The organism is Rhizobium sp. B230/85, assembly GCF_019355735.1.
GTDB lineage: Bacteria > Pseudomonadota > Alphaproteobacteria > Rhizobiales > Rhizobiaceae > Rhizobium > Rhizobium rhododendri.
The window spans coordinates 2,521,514-2,541,902 of the sequence record NZ_CP072156.1 but is presented as its reverse complement, the minus strand read 5'-3'; the positions used below and the strand labels follow the sequence as shown (position 1 = coordinate 2,541,902).

At 62.3% G+C, this 20,389-nt stretch carries 17 protein-coding genes and 1 pseudogene; 16 read left to right on the top strand and 2 right to left on the bottom strand.

The genetic code is table 11. The annotated features are described in order from the left end of the window. Nucleotides 1–21 precede the first annotated feature (21 nt). The 12 genes and pseudogenes from J5289_RS12350 (at nt 22) to J5289_RS12295 (ending at nt 13,152) form a co-directional block, all read left to right on the top strand. Nucleotides 22–3,069 carry an SPOR domain-containing protein gene (locus tag J5289_RS12350; protein WP_209206537.1) on the top strand — a complete coding sequence of 1,016 codons (3,048 nt, stop codon included), beginning with the start codon at nt 22–24 and terminating at the stop codon, nt 3,067–3,069. A gap of 113 nt (nt 3,070–3,182) precedes the next feature. Next, entirely contained in the window at nt 3,183–4,196 is a 1,014-nt protein-coding gene (gene nagZ / locus J5289_RS12345) for a beta-N-acetylhexosaminidase (RefSeq protein WP_209183943.1), read from the top strand. Nucleotides 4,197–4,269: 73 nt separating this feature from the next. Next, a complete protein-coding gene (locus J5289_RS12340; protein WP_374108280.1) occupies nt 4,270–5,067 on the top strand; it encodes a ScpA family protein in 798 nt (265 codons plus the stop codon). Between the two features lie 35 nt (nt 5,068–5,102). Further along, a complete protein-coding gene (scpB, locus tag J5289_RS12335; protein ID WP_209183941.1) occupies nt 5,103–5,780 on the top strand; it encodes an SMC-Scp complex subunit ScpB in 678 nt (225 codons plus the stop codon). 187 nt (nt 5,781–5,967) lie between these two features. Next, the gene (locus J5289_RS12330) at nt 5,968–6,201 is read left to right on the top strand and encodes a twin-arginine translocase TatA/TatE family subunit (protein WP_111221750.1); all 234 of its coding nucleotides are present in this window, start codon (nt 5,968–5,970) and stop codon (nt 6,199–6,201) included. 54 nt (nt 6,202–6,255) lie between these two features. Continuing rightward, nucleotides 6,256–6,828 (top strand): annotated as a pseudogene (gene tatB / locus J5289_RS12325) (Sec-independent protein translocase protein TatB); the annotation flags it as partial. A gap of 293 nt (nt 6,829–7,121) precedes the next feature. Beyond that, entirely contained in the window at nt 7,122–7,949 is an 828-nt protein-coding gene (gene tatC, locus J5289_RS12320; RefSeq protein ID WP_209183939.1) for a twin-arginine translocase subunit TatC, read from the top strand. A gap of 101 nt (nt 7,950–8,050) precedes the next feature. Then, nucleotides 8,051–9,334, top strand: a complete 1,284-nt coding sequence (gene serS / locus J5289_RS12315) for a serine--tRNA ligase (RefSeq protein ID WP_209183938.1) — start codon at nt 8,051–8,053, stop codon at nt 9,332–9,334. A gap of 216 nt (nt 9,335–9,550) precedes the next feature. Next, nucleotides 9,551–10,204 (top strand): protein-L-isoaspartate(D-aspartate) O-methyltransferase, encoded by a 654-nt coding sequence (locus J5289_RS12310; RefSeq protein WP_142823042.1) that lies wholly within the window; start codon nt 9,551–9,553, stop codon nt 10,202–10,204. Between the two features lie 167 nt (nt 10,205–10,371). After that, nucleotides 10,372–11,979: a LysM peptidoglycan-binding domain-containing M23 family metallopeptidase gene (locus tag J5289_RS12305; RefSeq protein ID WP_209183937.1), complete on the top strand. Its 1,608-nt coding sequence runs from the start codon at nt 10,372–10,374 to the stop codon at nt 11,977–11,979. Between the two features lie 155 nt (nt 11,980–12,134). Then, a complete protein-coding gene (locus J5289_RS12300) occupies nt 12,135–12,596 on the top strand; it encodes a nuclear transport factor 2 family protein (RefSeq protein ID WP_209183936.1) in 462 nt (153 codons plus the stop codon). 7 nt (nt 12,597–12,603) lie between these two features. Beyond that, nucleotides 12,604–13,152 (top strand): TetR/AcrR family transcriptional regulator, encoded by a 549-nt coding sequence (locus tag J5289_RS12295; RefSeq protein WP_209184127.1) that lies wholly within the window; start codon nt 12,604–12,606, stop codon nt 13,150–13,152. Nucleotides 13,153–13,286: 134 nt separating this feature from the next. On the opposite strand, the gene J5289_RS12290 is transcribed toward J5289_RS12295, so the two are convergent. Continuing rightward, the gene (locus J5289_RS12290; protein ID WP_209183935.1) at nt 13,287–14,834 is read right to left on the bottom strand and encodes a bifunctional diguanylate cyclase/phosphodiesterase; all 1,548 of its coding nucleotides are present in this window, start codon (nt 14,832–14,834) and stop codon (nt 13,287–13,289) included. A gap of 214 nt (nt 14,835–15,048) precedes the next feature. After that, entirely contained in the window at nt 15,049–15,921 is an 873-nt protein-coding gene (locus J5289_RS12285) for an ATP-binding protein (RefSeq protein ID WP_209184126.1), read from the bottom strand. 203 nt (nt 15,922–16,124) lie between these two features. On the opposite strand from J5289_RS12285, the gene yajC reads away from it, so the two are divergent. The 4 genes from yajC to J5289_RS12265 all read left to right on the top strand — a co-directional run bounded on the left by yajC (nt 16,125) and on the right by J5289_RS12265 (nt 20,340). After that, nucleotides 16,125–16,475 carry a preprotein translocase subunit YajC gene (gene yajC, locus J5289_RS12280; RefSeq protein ID WP_142823038.1) on the top strand — a complete coding sequence of 117 codons (351 nt, stop codon included), beginning with the start codon at nt 16,125–16,127 and terminating at the stop codon, nt 16,473–16,475. A 62-nt stretch (nt 16,476–16,537) separates the two neighbouring features. After that, nucleotides 16,538–19,087: a protein translocase subunit SecDF gene (secDF, locus tag J5289_RS12275; RefSeq protein ID WP_209187483.1), complete on the top strand. Its 2,550-nt coding sequence runs from the start codon at nt 16,538–16,540 to the stop codon at nt 19,085–19,087. Continuing rightward, nucleotides 19,087–19,476 (top strand): Mth938-like domain-containing protein, encoded by a 390-nt coding sequence (locus J5289_RS12270; protein ID WP_209183933.1) that lies wholly within the window; start codon nt 19,087–19,089, stop codon nt 19,474–19,476. The genes secDF and J5289_RS12270 overlap by 1 nt, the downstream gene beginning before the upstream one ends. Nucleotides 19,477–19,485: 9 nt before the next feature. Further along, nucleotides 19,486–20,340 (top strand): phytoene/squalene synthase family protein, encoded by an 855-nt coding sequence (locus tag J5289_RS12265; RefSeq protein WP_209183932.1) that lies wholly within the window; start codon nt 19,486–19,488, stop codon nt 20,338–20,340. Nucleotides 20,341–20,389 lie beyond the last annotated feature (49 nt).

Below are 20,389 nucleotides of genomic sequence, written 5' to 3'. Positions count from 1 at the left end.
CAGTTGCGGGTGGATGAAGTAATGGCTGAAAAACAGTTGGCGTACCGCGCAGGCGGAAAAGATGAGTTCTTCGCGGACGACGATCCGCTCGCCGAACTCGCCCGCATCGTCGGATACGACAAGCGGCCATCCACACCTGTCGCTGCAAACCAGCGGCAGGAGCCGGCCTTCGACCTCGAGGACGAATTGCTCCGCGAGTTCGAGCGTTACGACGCGCCGCGCAGCCCCCAGGCATCGCAGCCCAACCCTGCCGTCTATTCCGAGCCGGTGTACGGCAACGGCACGCCGGCAAACGATTTCGCCGCCGTCGAACCGACGCATGCGCCGGAACCGCAGTCCGAAGTGCAGGCCGCATACGATGCGCCGGCAGCAGAACACGTGCGGCAGCCGGAAGAGCCGGTTCATGCTGAGCCGCCGGTCGTCGATGCCTCGCATTTCGAACCGGCTGAAGAGAGCTGGGAAGCGGTCGTCGAGCCGACCACCATGCCGGTTGCTGCCGAAGAGCTGGAAGAACTGGCTTCTGCGCCCGAGGTTGCCAACCGCGATCTGGTCGATGAACTGGAAATGTCAATATCTGCGCCGGACGTCCAGCCGACCGCGCCGAGAACGCAGCAGTGGGCTGCAGCCACCATCCGGTTGCCGCTTGCGAATTTCAATGCGCCGCGCCGCGAGCCGACGATGGATGCCTTCGGCGCTGTCGAGCCTGTGCCCACCATAGAGCCTGTTGCTCCCGCTGCGCCGCCGGAAGTCGCGACCGTTGTACCCGAACCCGTCGCAGAATTCGTGGCGCACAAGCAGCCTTCCTATCCTGTCGAAATGGACCGTGCCGAAGCGGTGCAGGCAGAGACGCCAGTCGTTTCCGATCCCGATCCCGTTGTGGGGGATGTGCATGTGGAAGAAGAAGCGTCGCTTGCTGGCGTCGATCTCCCACCCGCAGCCCGCGCCGAAGAGGTTGCGGCCGCTACCGTCGTGCCGGAACCTGCGCCTGTATCGGCTGCGAGCAGCTACCAGGGTCTCGATATCGACGATCTCCTGGCCGACGTATCGCGTTATCCCGTGCCGTCGCGCGAACAGATCGCCGCGCGCATCAATCCATCACTCGTCAATCCGGCAGCACCGCGCCCGTCGATGGCCACGCCTGTCATGGCCCAGCCTGAACCGGTAAAGCTGCCTGACCCCGAGCCAGTCGTTGCTGCTGCGGACGAAGACTTCGATGGCTTCGACGAGCATGACTTCGACCTCGACCTTGCCGATATCGAACTGGAACTGGCCGAACTTGATTTTGCCGACCCGAAGTCGCTCGCAGAGGTCGAAAAGCCTGCAAAGGCTGCTGAGCCGGCAACCGACTGGAGGCAACCGGAGCCTTTGGCCGCCGTCCAGCGCTCTCCGAGTTATGCCGCTGCAGCTGCCTCTACCTATGCCAGCGCCGCTGCGCCAACTTATGCCAGTGCTGCTGCGCCTGCCGAACCGCGCGCCGCCATCCACGAGGCTGAACCCGTCGTCGACAGCTACCAGGAACTGCCATTCGATCCCAATGAGATTTCGGAGACGGAAGATCGGGTCGAGACATTCGAGGATATCCACGTTCCGGCACTACCGCCGGCAGAACCGGACGAGCCAGTCGTTGCCGCACCCGACTACGATTTCGACATCGATGCGGAGATGGCGAGCCTGTTCAGTGCGCCGGCAGATACTTCGCCCGAGCCAGCTTCGGCGCCATCCATGACGGAAGCGGCATTCGCGCCGGGAGTGGCAACGTCTGTTCCCGTTCGCGGCGTGACGATGCAGCAGAAGACCGGCGGAGGCCTCGACGAGTTCGAACGGGCACTGGAGGAAGATTTCCGCCAAAGCTTCCGCGAAACGCCCAGCCGGCCTGAAAACGTCTCGCCGATGATGTTCGAATCGTCGCACACGGCCAACGACCGCTGGCGGGCGCGTTCCATGCGCGGCATCGCCATTGCTGCTGCCGCTGTCGTTGTGCTCGGTGGCGGTGCCTACGGCATGTACCGCTGGGTCTCCCATAACGGGTCGCCGATCAGCTTTGCCTCGGGTGAGCCACGCGTCATCACCGCCGACAAGGATCCCGTGAAGGTCGTTCCGACCGATCCGGGTGGCAAGGTGGTGCCGAACCAGGACAAGGCGGTCTACGACCGTGTTGCCGGCGCGGCCACCCAGCCGCCAAAGCAGAAGGAACTCGTGACTTCGGACGAGCAGCCGGTCGACGTCGTCCAGAAGACGCTGATCCCCGAAAACAGCCTTCCCGATGACAATGACGGCAGCGGAGAAGCCAATCTGTCGACACCCGTCGGCGAAACGGAAGATCCGCGCCTGCTGCCAGGCCAGGGCAACCCTGCTGCCACCAGCCAGGACGGCAATTCCGGTGTTGCGGCGCGGCGCGTTCGCACCATGATCGTCAAGCCTGACGGCTCGCTGGTAGCTCGTGAAGAAGCGGCTCCCGCAGATGACAGCGCTACTCCATCCGCCCCCGCTGCGGCTGCGGCACCGACGACGCCTGCTGCCGACAACAGCCAGATGGCATCGGCCGATGATGGCGACGCGCCGAGTGCCGACAGCGCTCCGATCCGCACGGTGAAGACGACGCAGATTGCCAACGCACCCGCTGCTGCGCAGCCGCCAGTCAACACGCCTGCTGCCGGCTCCACCGACGCAGCACCGGTGCCGACGGCCCGTCCGACGCAAACCGCATCGGCGACGCCGGCCGCCGCCAAGCCTCCGGTTGCTCCTCAGCCCGTTCGTGTGGCTTCGGCCACGCAGGCAGCACAGCCCGTCAAGGCTGCACCTGCAGCCACGGCCTCGGCCTCGGCCGGCGGCTATGGCATGCAGATCGCGTCGCTGCCTTCCGAGCAGGAAGCCAAGCGCTCGCAGGCCAACATGGCGGCGAAATATGCCAGCGTCATCGGTGGCCATCCGATGGAGGTCCGCAAGGTCGACATCGCCGGCAAGGGTACCTACTACCGCGTCCGTGTCGCGGTCGGCTCCAAGGACGATGCCGCAGCGCTCTGCGTCAAGTTCCGGGCTGCTGGCGGCACCTGCCTGATCTCGAAATAAGCGATCCCAGCTATCCCAGACAGTGAACGGCGGACCTCGGTCCGCCGTTCTTTTTTGTGCACGAGTGGCCGCCTACGCTCGTCATCGAGCCCTGCCACCCCTATGATTTTGCCATGACCGAATCGAAAGCAATGATCCTGGGCTGTAGCGGCCTGTCCATCACTCCCGAAGAGCGCGCCTTCTATGCCGGCGAGCGGCCGTGGGGTTTCATCCTGTTTGGCCGCAACATTGGCGAGCCGGCGCAGATCGCCGACCTCGTTGCCGCCCTTCGCGACAGCGTCGGTGCCGATGTGCCCGTCATGATCGACCAGGAGGGCGGCCGGGTGCAGCGTATCCGTCCGCCGATCCTGCAGCACTATCCGTCAGGCCAGGCGCTCGGAGATATCTACCGCCGCGACCGCTATGCGGGCCTGCGCGCGGCTTGGCTGATGTCACGGCTGCATGCCTTCGATCTCCTGAAATTCGGTATCAACATCGATTGCCTGCCGGTGCTCGACGTCCCCGTCGAGGGCAGCAGCAACGTCATCGGCAACCGCGCCTATGGCGGCGACCCGGTAACCGTGACCGAGATGGGCCGCGCCGCATCGGAAGGCCTGAAGGCCGGCGGCGTGCTGCCTGTCATGAAGCATATGCCGGGCCATGGCCGGGGTTTTGCCGACTCGCATCACGAACTGCCGGTGGTATCCGTGTCCCGGGCAGAGCTCGAAGCTCATGATTTCCCGCCCTTCATGGCTTTGAGGGACGAGCTGATGGCGATGACCTGCCACGTCGTCTTCACCGCCATCGATCCCGACAACCCGGCAACGACATCGAAGATCGTCATCGACGAAGTCATTCGCGACTTCATCGGCTTCAAGGGGCTTCTGATCTCCGACGACACCTCGATGAATGCGCTTGCCGGCACGATTGGCGAGCGGGCTGCAAATATCATTGCCGGCGGCTGCGATATCGTGTTGCATTGCAATGGCATTATGAACGAAATGAAGCAGGTGGTGCGCGCAGTGCCGGTGCTTTCGGGCGAAGCGCTTGCGCGGACCAGGGCTGTCGAGGCGGCCTTCGGGCACGGCGATGGTGCCGACGAGGAAGCCATTCGCGCCGAGTTCGACGGGATGCTGTCGATCGCCTGAAAAGGGCGATCTGCGAGGGGCGAGATTGGATAACGGCAAGGCCACGGATCTGACCAAAGCGGCGGCCACGCCGATGGATCGGCTGTGGCAGGAAGCTACCGTCGATCGCGATCCGCAGGAGCCGGCACTGGTGATAGACATCGCCGGGTTCGAAGGGCCGCTCGACCTGCTGCTGCATCTTGCGCGCAACCAGAAGGTCGATCTGGCGCGGATTTCGGTGCTGGCGCTGGCCGAGCAATATCTGGTCTTCGTCGAAACCGCGCGTCGGGTCCGCATCGAGCTTGCCGCCGACTACCTGGTCATGGCGGCGTGGCTTGCATTTCTCAAATCGAAGCTGCTCATTCCACAGCAGAACAAGGATGACGGGCCGAGCGGCGAGGAAATGGCCGAGGCGCTGGCCTTCCGGCTGAAGCGGCTCGAGGCGATGCGGGATGCCGCCGCCAGCCTCGTCAACCGCAACCGGCTCGGCCGCGATGTGTTCGCCCGGGGGGCGCCGGAGCATATTCCGGACCAGCGGCAGTCGGCCTTCGACGCCAGCCTCTACGATCTTCTCAATGCCTATGCAGGTCTGCGTCAGCGCCAGGCGATCACACAGGTGACGATCGAACGGCGGACCGTGTGGTCGCTCGTCGAGGCGCGCGCCATCCTGACACGGATGATCGGCGACGTGCCGGAATGGACGGCGCTCGAACATTACCTGCTGCGCTACATGACGAGCCCGAGCGAGCGGGTGACCGCCATCGCCAGCGCGTTTGCGGCGTCGCTGGAACTGGTGCGCGAGGGTAAGATGGAAATCCGCCAGGAAGGCGCCTTCCAGCCGCTCTATATGCGCCGTGGCCCGAAACATGCCATCCTCGACGCGGCGGAATAGGAGTGGCTGTGTCGGAAGGGCAGGCAGAGACTGAGATGACGTGCGAGGGCGCAGCGGATGCGGCGCGGTTGCGCGAGGCCGAGCGCATCACAGAGGCGTTGATCTTCGCTTCGGCGATGCCGGTTTCCGAAGCCTATATCCGAGACCGGATTGCCGATGGCATCGACGTGCGCGCGATGATGCTGCGGCTGCGCGAGGATTATGCGGGGCGGGGCGTCAATCTCGTCCAGGTCGACGATGCCTGGGCATTCCGGACGGCTGCCGATCTTTCCTTCATCATCCGGCGGGATGAGCACGAGGTCCGCAAACTGTCGCGCGCCGCGCTCGAGGTACTGTCGATCGTTGCCTACCACCAGCCGGTTACCCGGGCCGAGATCGAGGATATTCGCGGCGTGCAGACATCGAAGGGAACGCTGGACGTGTTGATGGAGGCGGGCTGGGTCCGCTTCCGGGGACGCCGGCGTACACCGGGAAGGCCGGTCACGCTGGGCACGACACGGGATTTTCTCGATCATTTCGGGCTGGAGGAACTGCGCGACCTGCCGGGTCTCGAAGAGCTGAAGGGGGCAGGGCTTCTCACCGGGCGTATCCCCGCCAATTTCGCCATGCCCTCGCCTGTGATGAGCGACGAACTGACCGAGGACGAGGATCCGATCACCCAGCTCGACCTGGAGGAGCTGGGATTGCTGGCGCCGACGGGTGCACCGGATTGACGCCGGTTGCGGTGACGATTGCATCGACAACCCGTCTTTGTTCCGCCACAGCGTGAGATGATTATGGATAGCGAAAGCGGGCGGCGATGGATGGTGGTATCAAGTCTTAGCGACCGGGCGATTTTGGTGTTTGAAAAAGCTTGTCAAACCGCTTACATCCTAGGGACATAACACAAGGGGTATCGTCATGGGTTCTTTTAGTATGTGGCACTGGCTGATCGTTCTGGCCATTGTGCTGTTGTTGTTCGGCCGCGGCAAGATCCCGGAACTGATGGGCGACGTCGCCAAGGGCATCAAGAGTTTCAAGAAGGGCATGACCGACGAGGACGAAACGGCTGCGCCGCGCGATCAGCCCCGTGGCGATCCCATTCGTCCGGAAATGGGCCGCACCGTCGATCACAAGGCCGACGAAACGAAATAACCAGAATGGGGTGCATGGCGGCCTTCTCGTGCCGTGCCCACCCAGGAGCCTTTGATGTTCGATATTGGTTGGAGCGAACTGCTCGTCATAGCGGTTGTTTTGATCGTTGTCGTCGGCCCGAAAGACTTGCCGCCCATGCTGCGAACTTTCGGCAAGATGATGACGCGTTTTCGCAAGGTGGCCGGTGACTTCAGGGCGCAATTCGACGATGCCTTGCGAGAGGCCGACCTGGACGATGTCCGCCAGACGATTGCCGATGCTCAGAAGCTAAACCCGGCGCATAGCCTGCGTGAGGCAATGAACCCGTTGCGGCAGATGGGCAACGACATCAAGGCCGACCTGCAGCGCTCGACGACAGTCGAACGTCCAGCGGAACCGCAGATGCTGCCGCACACTGATGGCGTTGCGCCGGAGCCGACGGCTCCTGTTGTAGCCGAAGCTCCGGCACCGGTCGTCGCTCCCGCACCTGCCGCGATTGCGGAGGCCGCTGCCGTGGTAGCCGAGACGGCCGTAAAGCCCAAGGCGGTGCGCAAGCCGCGCGCCAAGCCGGAGCTGATCGCCACCGAGGTGCCGACCCCCGAGACGACGGTTGAAGCGATCACGGCGCCAAAGGCTGCGCGCAAGCCTCGCGTGCGGGCTGAAGCGCTCGACGTGCAGGCGTCGGCTCCCGTCGTGACGTCGGTACCCGTCGTCAAGGAAGTTCTCTCCCCGTCGACGCCAGTCCGTCGGCCCCGCGTCAAGGCGCAGGCTGCCGATTTGGAAGGGCCTTCCGTCGTCGAGCCGGCCCAGGTCGGGCTGCCCGCTGTCGACAAGCCGAAGCGGGCGCGCAAGCCGGCCGCGCCGAAGCCTGCTGTCGATAACGCTGCTCCACAGCAGGCGGATGGCACCTCGAACACGCCTGCCACCAAGGAAGACGATGCATGACCAGTGATATCGGCGATAAGCCGCAGCCGCTTATCGAACATCTCATGGAATTGCGGACGCGGCTGATGTGGTCCATCACCGCGTTCTTTATCGCCTTCATGGTGTGCTTCGCCTTCGCCAAGCAACTGTTCAACTATCTCGTCTATCCGTATAAATGGGCGGTGATCTGGGCCCATCTCGATGTTGCCAAATCGCAGCTGATCTATACGGCGCCACAGGAATTCTTTTTCACGCAGGTCAAGGTGGCGATGTTCGGCGCCTTGGTCATCGCCTTCCCGATCATCGCGGCACAGATCTACAAATTCGTAGCCCCCGGCCTCTACAAGAACGAGCGCAACGCTTTCCTGCCGTTCCTGATCGCCTCTCCAGTGCTGTTCCTGATGGGCGCGGCGCTGGTGTATTTCTTCTTCTGCCCGATGGTGATGTGGTTCTTCCTGAAGATGCAGCAATCGCCAGCCGATGGTGAAATTGCCATCTCGCTGATGCCGAAGGTGTCGGAATATCTCAGCCTGATCATGACGCTGGTGTTTTCGTTCGGCCTCGTCTTCCAGCTTCCGGTCATCACCACGCTGCTTGCCCGGGTCGGATTGCTGACCTCGACATGGCTTGCGGAGAAGCGCAAGTTCGCAATCGTGCTTGCCTTCATCGCCGCTGCCATACTGACGCCGCCGGACCCGATGTCGCAGATCGGCCTTGCCGTTCCAACCATCCTTCTCTACGAGATTTCGATCTACGCTGCACGCATGGTGGAGCGCAGCCGCAAGCGACAGGGTGAGGAAGAGACAGCGTCCTCTTCGGCCATCGTACCGCGCGACGAAGACTGATTTTTTAACGCCGCATCCCTGCGGTATCGCCCTTTAACTCCGGCTGGAGGCTTGGTCAGGCCCCGGCCGGAGCTGTTTTCACGAAGCGACCGGGAACGACGATGCTCGATATCAGATGGATCCGTGACAATGCCGAAGCCCTCGATGCCGCGCTTGCCAAGCGCAGTGCCGAGCCGCAGGCGCAAAGCATCATCGCACTCGACGAAAAGCGCCGCTCCGTCGTCCAGGCGCTGCAGGACATGCAGTCTCGTCGCAATGCCGCCTCCAAGGATATCGGCGCGGCTATGGCCCAGAAGAACAGTGCGCTTGCCGAGACACTGAAGGCGGAGGTGGCCGAGATCAAGGTCGCCATGCCGGCCGCCGAGGCCGAGGAGCGCGAGCTGACGGCGGCGCTGACGGATGCCCTGTCGCGCCTGCCGAACATTCCCTTCGACGACGTACCGGTCGGCAAGGACGAGCACGACAATGTCGTTGCCCGCGTGGTCGGTGAAAAGCCGCGGTGGAACCATCCGCCGAAGGAACACTTCGAGATCGGCGAAGCGCTCGGCTACATGGATTTCGAGCGTGCCGCCAAGATTTCCGGCTCGCGCTTTACCGTGCTGACGGGGCCGCTGGCGCGCCTCGAGCGGGCGCTCGGCCAGTTCATGCTCGACCTGCACACCGGCGAACACGGCTATACCGAAGTCAGCGCACCGCTGATGGTGCGCGATGAAGCGATGTACGGGACCGGCCAGCTGCCGAAGTTTTCCGAGGACCTGTTCCGCACCACCGATGGCCGCTGGCTGATCCCGACTGCCGAGGTGCCGCTCACCAACCTCGTCTCGGGCGAGATCCTCGAGCAGGACAAGCTGCCTCTGCGCTTTACCGCGCTGACGCCATCGTTCCGTTCGGAAGCAGGTTCGGCCGGACGCGACACGCGGGGCATGCTGCGCCAGCACCAGTTCTGGAAGTGCGAGCTGGTATCGATCACCGATGCAGACAGCGCCGTTGCCGAGCACGAGCGGATGACCGCCTGCGCCGAGGAAGTGCTGAAGCGTCTGGGGCTGCATTTCCGCACGATGATGCTGTGCACCGGCGATATGGGGTTCGGCGCCCGCAAGACCTACGATATCGAGGTCTGGCTGCCCGGCCAGGATGCCTATCGCGAAATCTCCTCGTGCTCCGTCTGCGGTGACTTCCAGGGCCGGCGGATGAATGCCCGCTACCGTGGCAAGGACGACAAGGCCACCACCTTCGTGCATACGCTGAATGGCTCCGGCACGGCCGTCGGTCGTTGCCTGATCGCCGTGCTCGAGAATTATCTGAACGAGGACGGCTCCGTGACTGTGCCTGAAGTTCTGGTGCCCTATATGGCTGGATTGAAGACCATCGAGCGGGCAGCATAGCAGGACGGTGCCAGTGTTATCGACGAAGACCGACCAAACCTTCGCGACCTCGCGGCCATTTGCTGCGCGGATCGCTGCCTGTTTCCTGTCGGGTGAGGGTGCGGATATGCGCGCTTCACAGCAAAAACAGCTGCCGGTAACTTCTTTGAAACCCGATCACGCCAATTATGCGGCTCAGTCCGGCACATTGCGGGCGGTTGGTCACGGAGTAGCGGTTTGACAGCTCGACTTCTTGAGAGGGAAGGTTTTGCGGCCGTCGTGCTGCGGCTGCGTGCCGAAGGCATTTCCGACATCGACCTATTGACCGCCGTGGAGCAGACGCCGCGCTCGCTGTTCGTGCCGGCGCAGGCGGTGTCAGATGCCTATTCCAGTCGGACGATCCCGATCGAATGCGGATCCTTTATGGAAGGCATCGATCTTGTCATCAGGCTTCTCCACCATCTGAAGGTCCGGCCGGGCCACCGGGTACTCGAAGTCGGCACCGGCACGGGATTCACAGCTGCCGTCATGGGCCGGCTCGGAGAACGGGTCCTGACGGTCGATCGCTACAAGACGCTGACGATTGCTGCACAGAAGCGCATCGAGACACTGGCAATGCGCAACGTCATCGTGCGCCAGGCGGACGGCAGCGCCGGCATGCCGGGCGAGGGCACGTTCGACCGCATTCTGGTGACCGGCGCCTTCCCGACCATGCCGCGCTTCTATGCCGACCAGCTGGTCTCCGGCGGCTCGATGATCACGCCTGTGATGATAACGGATACCGTTTGCCGCATGGTGCGCCTGACCAAGACCGGCAGCCGTTTCGAGCGCGAGGAACTGTTCGAAGTTCCCTACCTGCCGATCATCCCCAAGCTCGCAGCCTATCTCTGACGCTTGGCGGGATTGAAGCGTTTCGGCACGCTGCAGCCACGGGGCTGTGGACTATGGTTAGCAATTTCTCAAAAAAATCCACATGACTCCAGCGCCTTAACCGCATGGTAAGATTAACGCGCTTTAATGGAACTCACAAATGGGTTGCGTCTTAAGTGGGTCGAGTCATGCGTTTCAGCTTTCCGTTACATATCAGCACGACGACAGGCAAGGTCCTGGTTGCAGCATTTCTCGCGAGCGCCGCGACAGGCTGCAGTTCGGATGCCTCTCGTTTCTCGGGGATGTTCGCAAGCTCCGGTTCGAGCTCCGACACCATGACGACGGGTTCCATCCCGCGACGGCAGCTGAGCGGTCTCGACCGCGATCCTGTCCCGCCCGCAAACGTGGCCTCCGGTCAATCGGATTACGGCAACGGCAATGGTAATGCTGCCATGAGCCAGCCCTATCCGTCGCAGCCGCAGACCTACAAGCCGGCCTATTCCAGCGCACGGATTGCTGCCGCTCCGTCGGTCCAGCGTTCGCAGCTCGCCGCGCCTGCCGGTATCGCCACATCCGACCACCTGTCGACACGGCCGCCCCGCGAAGAGCAGCAGGCTCTTGCGCAGCCCTATCCAGATGCCGCGCCGAACCGCGGATCTGCTCCGCATTCGCTGGCCCCACCGCGCGAGGCCCCAGATCGCATGGCGACCGGCACCACGCCCGGCAAGCCGTCTGCCTGGACCGGCGACAACGCGCCAACCGTTACTCTGCGCCCCGGCGAGACGACGAAGACGCTTGCCAGCCGCTACGGCGTTCCGGAAAAGGAAATCCTGCGCGTCAATGGCCTGAAGAGCTCCGCGTCCGCCCAACCGGGCCGCTCCATCATCATTCCGACCATGAACGGCGGCGCCAATGTCGTAAAGGCCTCGTCGCAGGCCGCCGATCTCGACAAGGGTGGCAAGCAGCCGATCCCGTCGAAGGCGCCCGAACAGGATGCCGCTGTTCTTCCAAACGGCAATACGGCCCGCGACAAGCAGCAGCTGAGCGCCGAGAACGGCTCCGGCAAACTTTCGGCAGGGGCAGGCAAGGGCCCGACACCGGGCAGCTACGTGGTCAAGCCGGGCGATTCGCTCGCCAAGATCGCCAAGGCCACCGGAACTCATATCGACGCGCTGAAGGCAGCCAACGGCATCGGCAAGAACGGCATTCAGGTCGGACAGACGCTGAAGCTGCCGCAGGCTGGCGCAGCACCGGCTGCCGACGATATGAAGACGGCTTCGATCGCGCCTGAAAAGGCACCGGTCAAGGCAGCTGCACCCGTCGCTGCCGAGGAGCCGACCAAGGTCGCCTCGCTGCCGACCCAGTCTGTTAACGACGCCCAGAAATCGGACGCCGGCTCGGCTGCGCCGGAATCGACCGGCATCGGCAAGTATCGCTGGCCTGTGCGCGGCGCAGTCATCGCCGCCTACGGCGCCAATGTCGAAGGCAGCCGCAACGACGGTATCGACATCTCGGTGCCATCGGGCACGCCGATCAAGGCCGCCGAAAACGGCGTCGTCATCTATGCCGGCAATGGTCTCAAGGCGCTCGGCAACACGGTGCTGGTACGCCACGACGACGGCACGGTCACCGTATACGGCCACGCCGACACTCTGAGCGTCACGCGCGGACAGAAAGTACAACGCGGCCAGACACTCGCAACTTCAGGCATGAGCGGCAATGCCAAGCAGCCGCAGATGCACTTCGAGGTCCGCAAGAATGCCTCGCCGGTTAACCCAATGACCTTCCTTGAATAGATAGTGCGTCTCGAGGAGTTATGCAAAAAGCCCGGTCATGCCGGGCTTTTTGTCGTTTTGGACGATACGACGGTGATTCAGTAGCTGTTCGTCGATTGACATGTCTGTACCTTTTGGTACAGAATAGGCGAATTGGTAAAAACAGGAGTTTGCTCGTGGTTTCCCTGATTCCCCCGTTCTCGGTTGAAACCGCCACCCTGAAAGTCAGGGCGGCTGAAGATGGCTGGAATAGCCGCAATCCGGAGAGGGTAGCGCTGGCGTACACGCCAGACAGCGAATGGCGAAACCGGGCCGAGTTTGTAAACGGCCGTCCCGCGATCATTTCCTTCCTGACGAGAAAGTGGGAAAAGGAACTGGATTACCGCCTCATCAAGGAGCTCTGGGCGTTTTCGGAAAACCGCATCGCGGTCCGTTTTGCCTATGAGTGGCACGATGATAGCCAAAACTGGTTTCGCTCCTTCGGGAACGAAAACTGGGAATTCGATGCCGACGGACTGATGCAGCGACGCTTTGCTTGCATCAATGACAAGCCCATACACGAGCACGAGCGCCGGTATTTCTGGCCACTGGGCAGGCGACCTGATGACCACCCCGGTCTGTCAGATTTCGGATTTTGAGGTCGATGTGAAAGCGGTATTCGAACGGCAAGACGTTGTGCGGTTGCTAGCCGAAGTCTTTCGTGATCTCGGCTATGACGGCACGACCCTAAACAGCATCACGGAGCGCATCGGGGTAGGAAAGGGAAGCCTCTACCATTTCTTTCCCGGAGGGAAGGAGGAGATGGCGGCCGCAGTGCTTGCAGACGTCGATGCGTGGTTTGAGCGGGAGATCTACGAACCGCTGCGCAGGGGCGAGCCAAATGCGGCGATTGCCGCGATGTTAGACAACGTCGTGATCTACTTCCGGTCTGGCAGCCGCATCTGTCTGGTAGGAACGTTTGCCATGGTTGCAACGCGCGACACCTTTGGCGCGTCGATCGCGAGCTACTTTAGACGTTGGATCGCGGCGCTATCGGATGCTCTTCGCAGGGCGGGACAACCAGTGGATCTGGCTGATATCGAAGCGGAGCGCATGGTGATGACGATCCAAGGCGGAATTGTACTGGCTCGAGCCCTGGATGACACCGAAGTCTTTCGGCGTGCCGTTGAAAATATGCGCGCCGTATATCGCTAATCCAGCTGAAACGGGCAAATCGCGCGCAAACCAGTTGCGTCGTGTTTGTCGCTGGCTTTCCCTCGCGCGCGTTTCAGGGACTCAAGCCGGCGCGTCGCCAGCAAGTTGCTATACAGGTGACCTTGCCAATAGCCTCAGGCGACCATCATCTCCGAGGTTTCCACCAGTTTGAAATCGCGTTCGAGGAGGCGGGATGCTTCGGCGGCGGGGACGGCTTTGCCGAAGAGGTAGCCCTGGCCGAGATTGCATCCCATCCGGATCAGTGCCTGGAGCTGCTCCTCGGTCTCGATGCCTTCCGCCGTCGTCAGGATATCCAGCCCCTTGCCGAGACCGATGATCGTTCTCAGGATCTTCTCGTTTTTCTTGCCGTCGGCGGCTTCCGAGACGAACATCCGGTCGATCTTGATCTTGTCGAAGCTGAACCTCGAGAGCTGGCCAAGGCTCGAATAGCCCGTACCGAAGTCGTCGAGCGCGATGCGTATGCCGGCATTCTTGAGATCCGCGATGATGCGCTCGGCTGCGACCAGATCCTGGATGAGGGCCGATTCGGTAATCTCGATCTCGAGGCGCGAGGGAGGCAGTCCGGCTTCGGACAGGATCGTCAGGATGCGAATTGCCAGCAGCCCGTCATGCAGCTGGGTCGGCGACAGGTTGAAGGAGAGGATGACGCCGTTCGACCAGGTGGCGGCATCGGCGCAGGCCATTCTGAAAAGCTTGACCGTCAGCTCGCCGATCAGGCCGGTCCGTTCGGCTAGATCGATGAAGACGGTGGGCGGCACGAACTTGCCGGGTTCCTGTTCCCAGCGGGCGAGCGCTTCGAAGCCGTTGATCCTGCCCGTATGGAGGTCGACGATCGGCTGGTAATAGGGCTTTATCGTATTTTTTCTCACCGCATGACGAAGCTGTTTCTCTAGCTCGGAGCTTTCCTGCCACCGCTCGCGCATCGTTGGTTCGAAAGCACGGATTTTTCGTGCCGGATCGTTCTTTGCCGCCTCCATGGCGACTTCGGCGCAGCGCACGGCGCTTGCCATATCAGTTCCATCGACGGGAAGAACCGCGTAGCCGATCGTCACGCCAACTTCGACCGCCTGTCCCTTGACGCCAACCGGTCTAGCGATTGCGGCTGCTACCTGTTCGGCGATCTCAGCGTGATCCGCTCCGGCGATGAATGCAACAAAGTCCCGTCCACCGGTCCTGAAGATATCGTCAGGCGGGAAGATCGCCTTGAGACGCTCCGCCATCACCCGCAGCACGTCGTCTGCCGTCTTGTGGTCGAACAGGTCCTTGATCTTTTTAAAGCCGTCGAGCTGGACGGCGAAGACGCCAAGCTTGTCCTCTCCGCTTGGTGGCGGGCAGGCCATGCGTTCGTCGAGAGAGCGGCGGTTGGGGAGCGCTGTCGTTTCGTCGTGACCGGAGATCCACTTCACACCCTGCTCGGCAATCTCGCGGCGGCCGACTTCCCGGCTGAGATCGCGCAGGCGAAGGATGGAATAGATGAGGCTGACCAACCCGGTGACGGTGATCGCAAGCGCCAGATCGTCGAGCTGATAGTCGTCATTGCGTAGCACGAATGCGGTTACAGCCTCGAACGCCTGGAATTGGCTTCCGAGCGCCCAGATGACTGTGCCGAAGACTCCCAAGAATATCGCTTCGTGGCCAGCTTTGCTGCGAAAAAAAGGCATGACATCTCCCAGGCGATGGCTGTCATAGCCTTCTCAGAGGTCACTCATTTTCCTCAGCCCAAACATATCGCGGCATCATAAAGTAAATCTTAATTAGCAAATTCAAAGTGAAAATGAGGTTTTATTCATATACTTTGGGTTTCCAAAGTATTTCTTGAGCCCCCAAGTTTAATGCTGGCATACGGTCGCAATTCCTCGCCCGGGCCGGGAAAAGTCAGTCGCGCGGCAGCTCGATCCGTTGTCGGCCGGCCAGATCCTGGATGTACTGCCAGGCAACGCGTCCGGAGCGCGCCCCCCGGGTCGTGGACCACGCCAGCGCCTCCCGGTGCATCTCGTCGCGATCGAGAGCGAGGTTGAAGTGCTTGGCGTAACCATCGATCATCAGCAGGTAGTCGTCCTGGCTGCATTTGTGGAAGCCGAGCCAGAGGCCGAAACGGTCGGAGAGCGATACTTTCTCCTCGACGGCCTCGGACGGATTGATCGCCGTCGACTGCTCGTTTTCCATCATGTTGCGCGGCAGGAGGTGACGCCGGTTGGACGTGGCGTAGAAGAGGACATTGTCGGGTCGACCTTCGACACCGCCGTCGAGCGCTGCTTTCAGCGATTTATAGGCTGTGTCATCATGATCGAAGGAGAGGTCGTCGGAGAAGACGATGACGCGCAGCGGGGCCGCCTTGACGATGTCGAGCAGCAGGGGGAGCGTCGAGATATCCTCCCGATGGACCTCCACCAGTTTCAATGCGACGCCGGTAGAGCGGATGATGTCGGCGTGCACGGCTTTTACCAGCGAGGATTTGCCCATGCCGCGTGCGCCCCAGAGCAGCACGTTGTTGGCAGCAAATCCCTCGGCGAAGCGCAGCGTGTTTTCGTGCAGGATGTCGCGCACATGATCGACACCCCGGATAAGGCCGATTGCCACCCGGTTCGGACGGGGCACGGGCTGCAGGTGCTCGCGGGCAGGGCTCCAGACGAAGCAGTCCGCAGCATCCCAGTCATTGACGGCAGGGGCCGGCCCGGCCAATCTTTCGACCGCCGATGCCAGACGGCGGAGTTCGGCAAGGATCAGTGTGTTTTGATCTTCGGTCACCATGTTTCCTCCGGATGGGTTATGGGACGCAGCGGCAAAAGTTCATTTCGCTGCCGGTTAGCATGGCCTTTCCCCGGCCGAAAGGTTAAGAGGCTGAGAAAACGGTACGGTTATCGGCTGTTTTTGTTGCATTTGTCACGATCACAATGATATCTCGCGCGGTGTAACGGGTTGTTTCCCGCCTGGATTTTGAGGAGTTCCCGATGTTTATCACCAACGCATACGCCCAGAGCGCCACCGATACCGCCATGGGCGTGTTTGGCGGTTCCGGCATGGAGATGGTTTTCCTCTTCGTTCCGCTGATGGTCGTCTGGTATTTTCTCCTTATCCGGCCGCAGCGCGCCCAGGCTCGCAAGCGTGACGACGTGTTGAAGAATATCCGTCGCGGCGACCAGATCGTCACGGGCGGCGGCATCGTCGGCAAGGTCGTCAAGGTCGTCGACGACAAGGAACTGGAAGTCGAGATTGCCGAAGGCGTCAAGGTCCGCGTCGTCCGCACGGCGATCTCGGAAGTCCGCGTCAAGGGTGAACCGGTCAAGGCGGACGCAGCCTAGCATCGATAACGGGCGGCCGGCCGTCCGGCCGCGTCGCGACGAATAGTAAAGTCGAGAACGCCATGCTGCAATTCTCCCGCTGGAAGACAATCCTCGTTTGGCTTGCCGTCGTTGCCAGCGTCCTCGTCGCACTTCCCAACCTGTTCAGCGACCGCCAGCTCGAGCGTTTCCCGAGCTGGCTGCCGCACCACAAGGCAATCCTCGGTCTAGACCTCCAGGGCGGCTCGCGGATCTCGCTGAAGATCGAGCGTGACGAGATCGTCGCAGCCCGGCTGCAATCGACGATCAACGATGTCGCGCGCCGGCTGCGTGATGCCAAAATTCCCACCGTCGATCTTTCCGGTACCGTCCAGACCATCACCATGCACCTGACCGACGTCGGCCAGATGGCGGCGGCGACCGATGCACTCAAGCCTTTAACCGACAGCGTCGGAAGCTCGGCCACCGGCGGTTCAATCCGCGAGGCTACCGTCGTCCCCGGCGATGGCGGCCTGATCACCGTGGCACTGACAAACGAAGGCATCGCCTTCCGTACCGCAGAGGCGCTGGACCAGTCGATCGAAGTGGTTCGCAGCCGCGTCAAGCAGGTCGGCCGCCGCGAGCCGCTGATCCAGCGGCAGGGCAGCGACCGGCTCATCGTCGAGGTGCCGGGCCTGACCGATCCCCAGCGGCTGAAGACGCTGCTGAACCAGCCGGCCAAGCTGACCTTCAACATGCTGGATACGAGCATGCCGGTGCAGACGGCGATCGACACGCAGCCACCGGCCAATTCCGAAGTGCTGTATTCGCAGGACGATCCGCCGGACAGCTACCTCGTCTTCAAGCGGCCCGTTGCCAATGACCAGAGCATCATCGCCGCCGAGCCGATGCTGGATACCCAGACCAAGCAGAACGTCGTCACTTTCCAGCTCGACGCAAAGGCCACCCAGGCATTCGCGCAGGCGACGGCGAAGAACGTCGGTAAGTCCTATGTCGCCGTGCTCGACGACCAGGTGATCTCGGCGCCGCTGATCAAGCAGCCCGTGACCGATGGCAAGGGCATGCTGGCCGGCAACTTTTCGCTCGAGGGGGCTGCCGACCTCGTCATCCTTCTGCGCTCCGGCTCGCTGCCGGCAACGCTGACGGTGGTCGAGGAGCGTACAGTCGAGCCCGGTCTCGGCGCCGATTCGACCCGCGCGAGCATCATCGCCGGCATCGTCGGTGCCTTTGCCGTGGTTGCTTTCATGGTGTTCTTCTATGGTTCGCTCGGCGGTTTCGCCACCGCGGCGCTGGTCTTCAACATCATTCTCATCATGGCGATCCTCAGCCTTTTCCAGGCGACGCTGACCTTGCCAGGTATCGCCGGCATCATCTTCACGATGGGTCTGGCGGTGGATTCGAACGTGCTGATCTATGAGCGTATCCGCGAAAAGCTGAAGGGTGGGACGCCGTTCGTGCAGGCTTGCGAAAGCGGATTTGCGCGCGCCTACACGACCATCATCGACGCCAATGTGACGACGCTGATCGCCGCTGCCATCCTGTTCTCCATGGGGAGCGGTCCCGTGCGCGGCTTTGCCGTGACACTCGGGATCGGCATCATCGCATCGCTGTTTACGGCTTTCACGCTGACCCGCTGGCTGATTGCCATCTGGATCAAGCGCCGCCGGCCGAAGCATTTGCCGAAGGGCGTGCGGACTGCTGTCTTCGACGGCGCCAATATCCGCTTCATGGGCATCCGCCGCTATACTTTCACGATCTCGGCCGTGCTTTCGGTCCTGTCGATGATTGGTTTCTTTTCGTTCGGCATGCATCTCGGTGTCGATTTCACAGGCGGCTCGCTGATCGAGGTTCGTGCCAAGCAGGGCAAAGTCGATATCCCGGATATCAAGACGCGCCTCGGGCAGCTGAATATCGGCGATGTCCAGGCGCAGCCGATCAGCAACGCGACCGGTGCGCTGATCCGCCTGCAGTCGCAGGATGGCGGCGAAAATGCCGAGCAGTCGGCGGTAACGCTGGTGCGTGGCGAATTGCAGGACAAGTACGAGTTCCGCCGCGTCGAGGTAGTGGGTCCGGCGATATCGGGCCAACTGACGCGGGCGGGTACGTTTGGCGTGATGGCCTCCCTGGCGGCGATCTTCATCTATATCTGGGTGCGGTTTGCCTGGCAGTATGCGCTGGGGGCGATCATCGCGACGCTGCACGATATCATCCTGACCTTCGGCCTGTTCGTTGTCACCGGTATCGAATTCAACCTGACGAGCATCGCAGCGGTGCTGACGATCATCGGCTATTCGCTCAACGATACCGTCGTCGTCTACGACCGGATGCGTGAAAACCTCAGGCACTACAAGCAGATGCCGTTGCCCATCCTCATCGATGCGTCGATCAACCAGACCCTGTCGCGCACCGTGCTGACGGCGGCAACCACATTGCTGGCGCTGCTGGCGCTGTCGATCTTCGGCGGCGAGGTCATCCGCTCGTTCACCTTCGTGATGTTCTTCGGGGTTGCTGTCGGTACCTTCTCGTCGATCTACATCGCAGCACCGGTGCTGATCGCCTTCAAGCTTCGGCCGCGCGGGGTGCAGCCCGGTCCGCAGCCGGATGTGCCGCCAGCCGGCAAGGCGGTGGCTTGATGGCCCGTGGCATAGAGATCCGCTCCGCCCATTTTCCCGGCCGCGCGCCGATCGACGTTTATGGCAATGGCGGCTTTCGTTTTGCCGACATGTCGCATCGCGGCTCGATCCTCTGCCTGCCGTCTGGCATCTACGGCTGGGACATGACGGCCGCCGATGCCCTGACGCCTGATCGCTTCCAGAAGGTCATCGACGAGGCTGCCGAGATCGAATTCCTGCTGGTCGGCACCGGTGACGACATGCGGCTCTTGCCGCAGGCGCTGAAGACGGCGTTTCGGGATGCCGGCATGTCGTCGGATCCGATGAATACGGGAGCGGCGGTGCGGACCTTCAACATCATGCTGTCCGAATCGCGGGCGGTTGCCTGCGCCCTGATCGCCGTCGACTAGGGGCCCAAAATGGCGGCAGCGCTTCGCAGCAACGAGGAGATCTGCCTCGCCACCCTTCGCGACACCGATCGCGACCGTTATCTCGCATGCCTGCTGTCGCCGGAGGACAAGCGCCGCCCGCTGACCGCGCTCTATGGTTTTCATGCCGAACTTGCCCGCATCCGCGATCTCGTCCACGAGCCGCTGCCCGGCGAGGTGCGCCTGCAATACTGGCGCGACCTGCTCGAAGGCCAGTCGCACGGGTCGACCGAGGCCAATCCTCTGGCGTCGGAGTTGTTGCAGGCAATCGAGGCACACAGGCTGCCACGCGCCACGCTGGTCAACATGATCGACGCCCGGATCTTCGATCTCTATGACGACCCGATGGAAAACCGAAATGTGCTCGAAGGCTATGCCGGCGAGACCGCATCGGCGCTGATCCAGCTGGCCGGTCTGGTGCTGTCGCCGTCCGATGCCGTCCGCTCGACCGATGCTGCCGGCCACGCAGGCGTCGCCCAGGCGATTGCCGGCTGTCTGCTGCTGATGCCGCTGCATCGCCATCGTGGCCAGCTCTACCTGCCGCTGGAAATCCTCTCCGCCGTCGGCCTCGACCGTGACAGTTTCCTCGCGGGCACGGATATCCCCCGGGTCACCGCTGCCATCGATGCATTTGCAGGTCTCGGGCAGGAGCATCTGGCCAAGGCCCGCGCCTCAGGGCCCGTCGCACCCGGCCTCATGCCGGCATTCTTGCCTGTGGCGCTCACAGGGCCTATCCTGCGCAAGGCGCAGAAACTCGGTGCGGGCATCCTCGATCGGCCGATACAGGCCTCGCAATGGCGTCGCCAGCTCAGCATGGCCGTTGCCGCAATGCGCGGAAAATTTTGACACCGGTCAAACTCGCGCAAGTCTCGCGCGTTATGCGGCTTTAACGCAC

Bases quoted from the DNA above. Each gene is read 5' to 3' on its own strand.
- J5289_RS12340 (WP_374108280.1), top strand. From the start codon at position 4,270: ATGGATCGGCTGTGGCAGGAAGCTACCGTCGATCGCGATCCGCAGGAG.
- J5289_RS12350 (WP_209206537.1), top strand. From the start codon at position 22: ATGGCTGAAAAACAGTTGGCGTACCGCGCAGGCGGAAAAGATGAGTTC.
- J5289_RS12270 (WP_209183933.1), top strand. From the start codon at position 19,087: ATGGCCCGTGGCATAGAGATCCGCTCCGCCCATTTTCCCGGCCGCGCG.
- secDF (WP_209187483.1), top strand. From the start codon at position 16,538: ATGCTGCAATTCTCCCGCTGGAAGACAATCCTCGTTTGGCTTGCCGTC.
- J5289_RS12330 (WP_111221750.1), top strand. From the start codon at position 5,968: ATGGGTTCTTTTAGTATGTGGCACTGGCTGATCGTTCTGGCCATTGTG.
- J5289_RS12305 (WP_209183937.1), top strand. From the start codon at position 10,372: ATGCGTTTCAGCTTTCCGTTACATATCAGCACGACGACAGGCAAGGTC.
- tatC (WP_209183939.1), top strand. From the start codon at position 7,122: ATGACCAGTGATATCGGCGATAAGCCGCAGCCGCTTATCGAACATCTC.
- J5289_RS12290 (WP_209183935.1), bottom strand. From the start codon at position 14,834: ATGCCTTTTTTTCGCAGCAAAGCTGGCCACGAAGCGATATTCTTGGGA.
- yajC (WP_142823038.1), top strand. From the start codon at position 16,125: ATGTTTATCACCAACGCATACGCCCAGAGCGCCACCGATACCGCCATG.
- serS (WP_209183938.1), top strand. From the start codon at position 8,051: ATGCTCGATATCAGATGGATCCGTGACAATGCCGAAGCCCTCGATGCC.
- J5289_RS12265 (WP_209183932.1), top strand. From the start codon at position 19,486: ATGGCGGCAGCGCTTCGCAGCAACGAGGAGATCTGCCTCGCCACCCTT.
- scpB (WP_209183941.1), top strand. From the start codon at position 5,103: ATGACGTGCGAGGGCGCAGCGGATGCGGCGCGGTTGCGCGAGGCCGAG.
- nagZ (WP_209183943.1), top strand. From the start codon at position 3,183: ATGACCGAATCGAAAGCAATGATCCTGGGCTGTAGCGGCCTGTCCATC.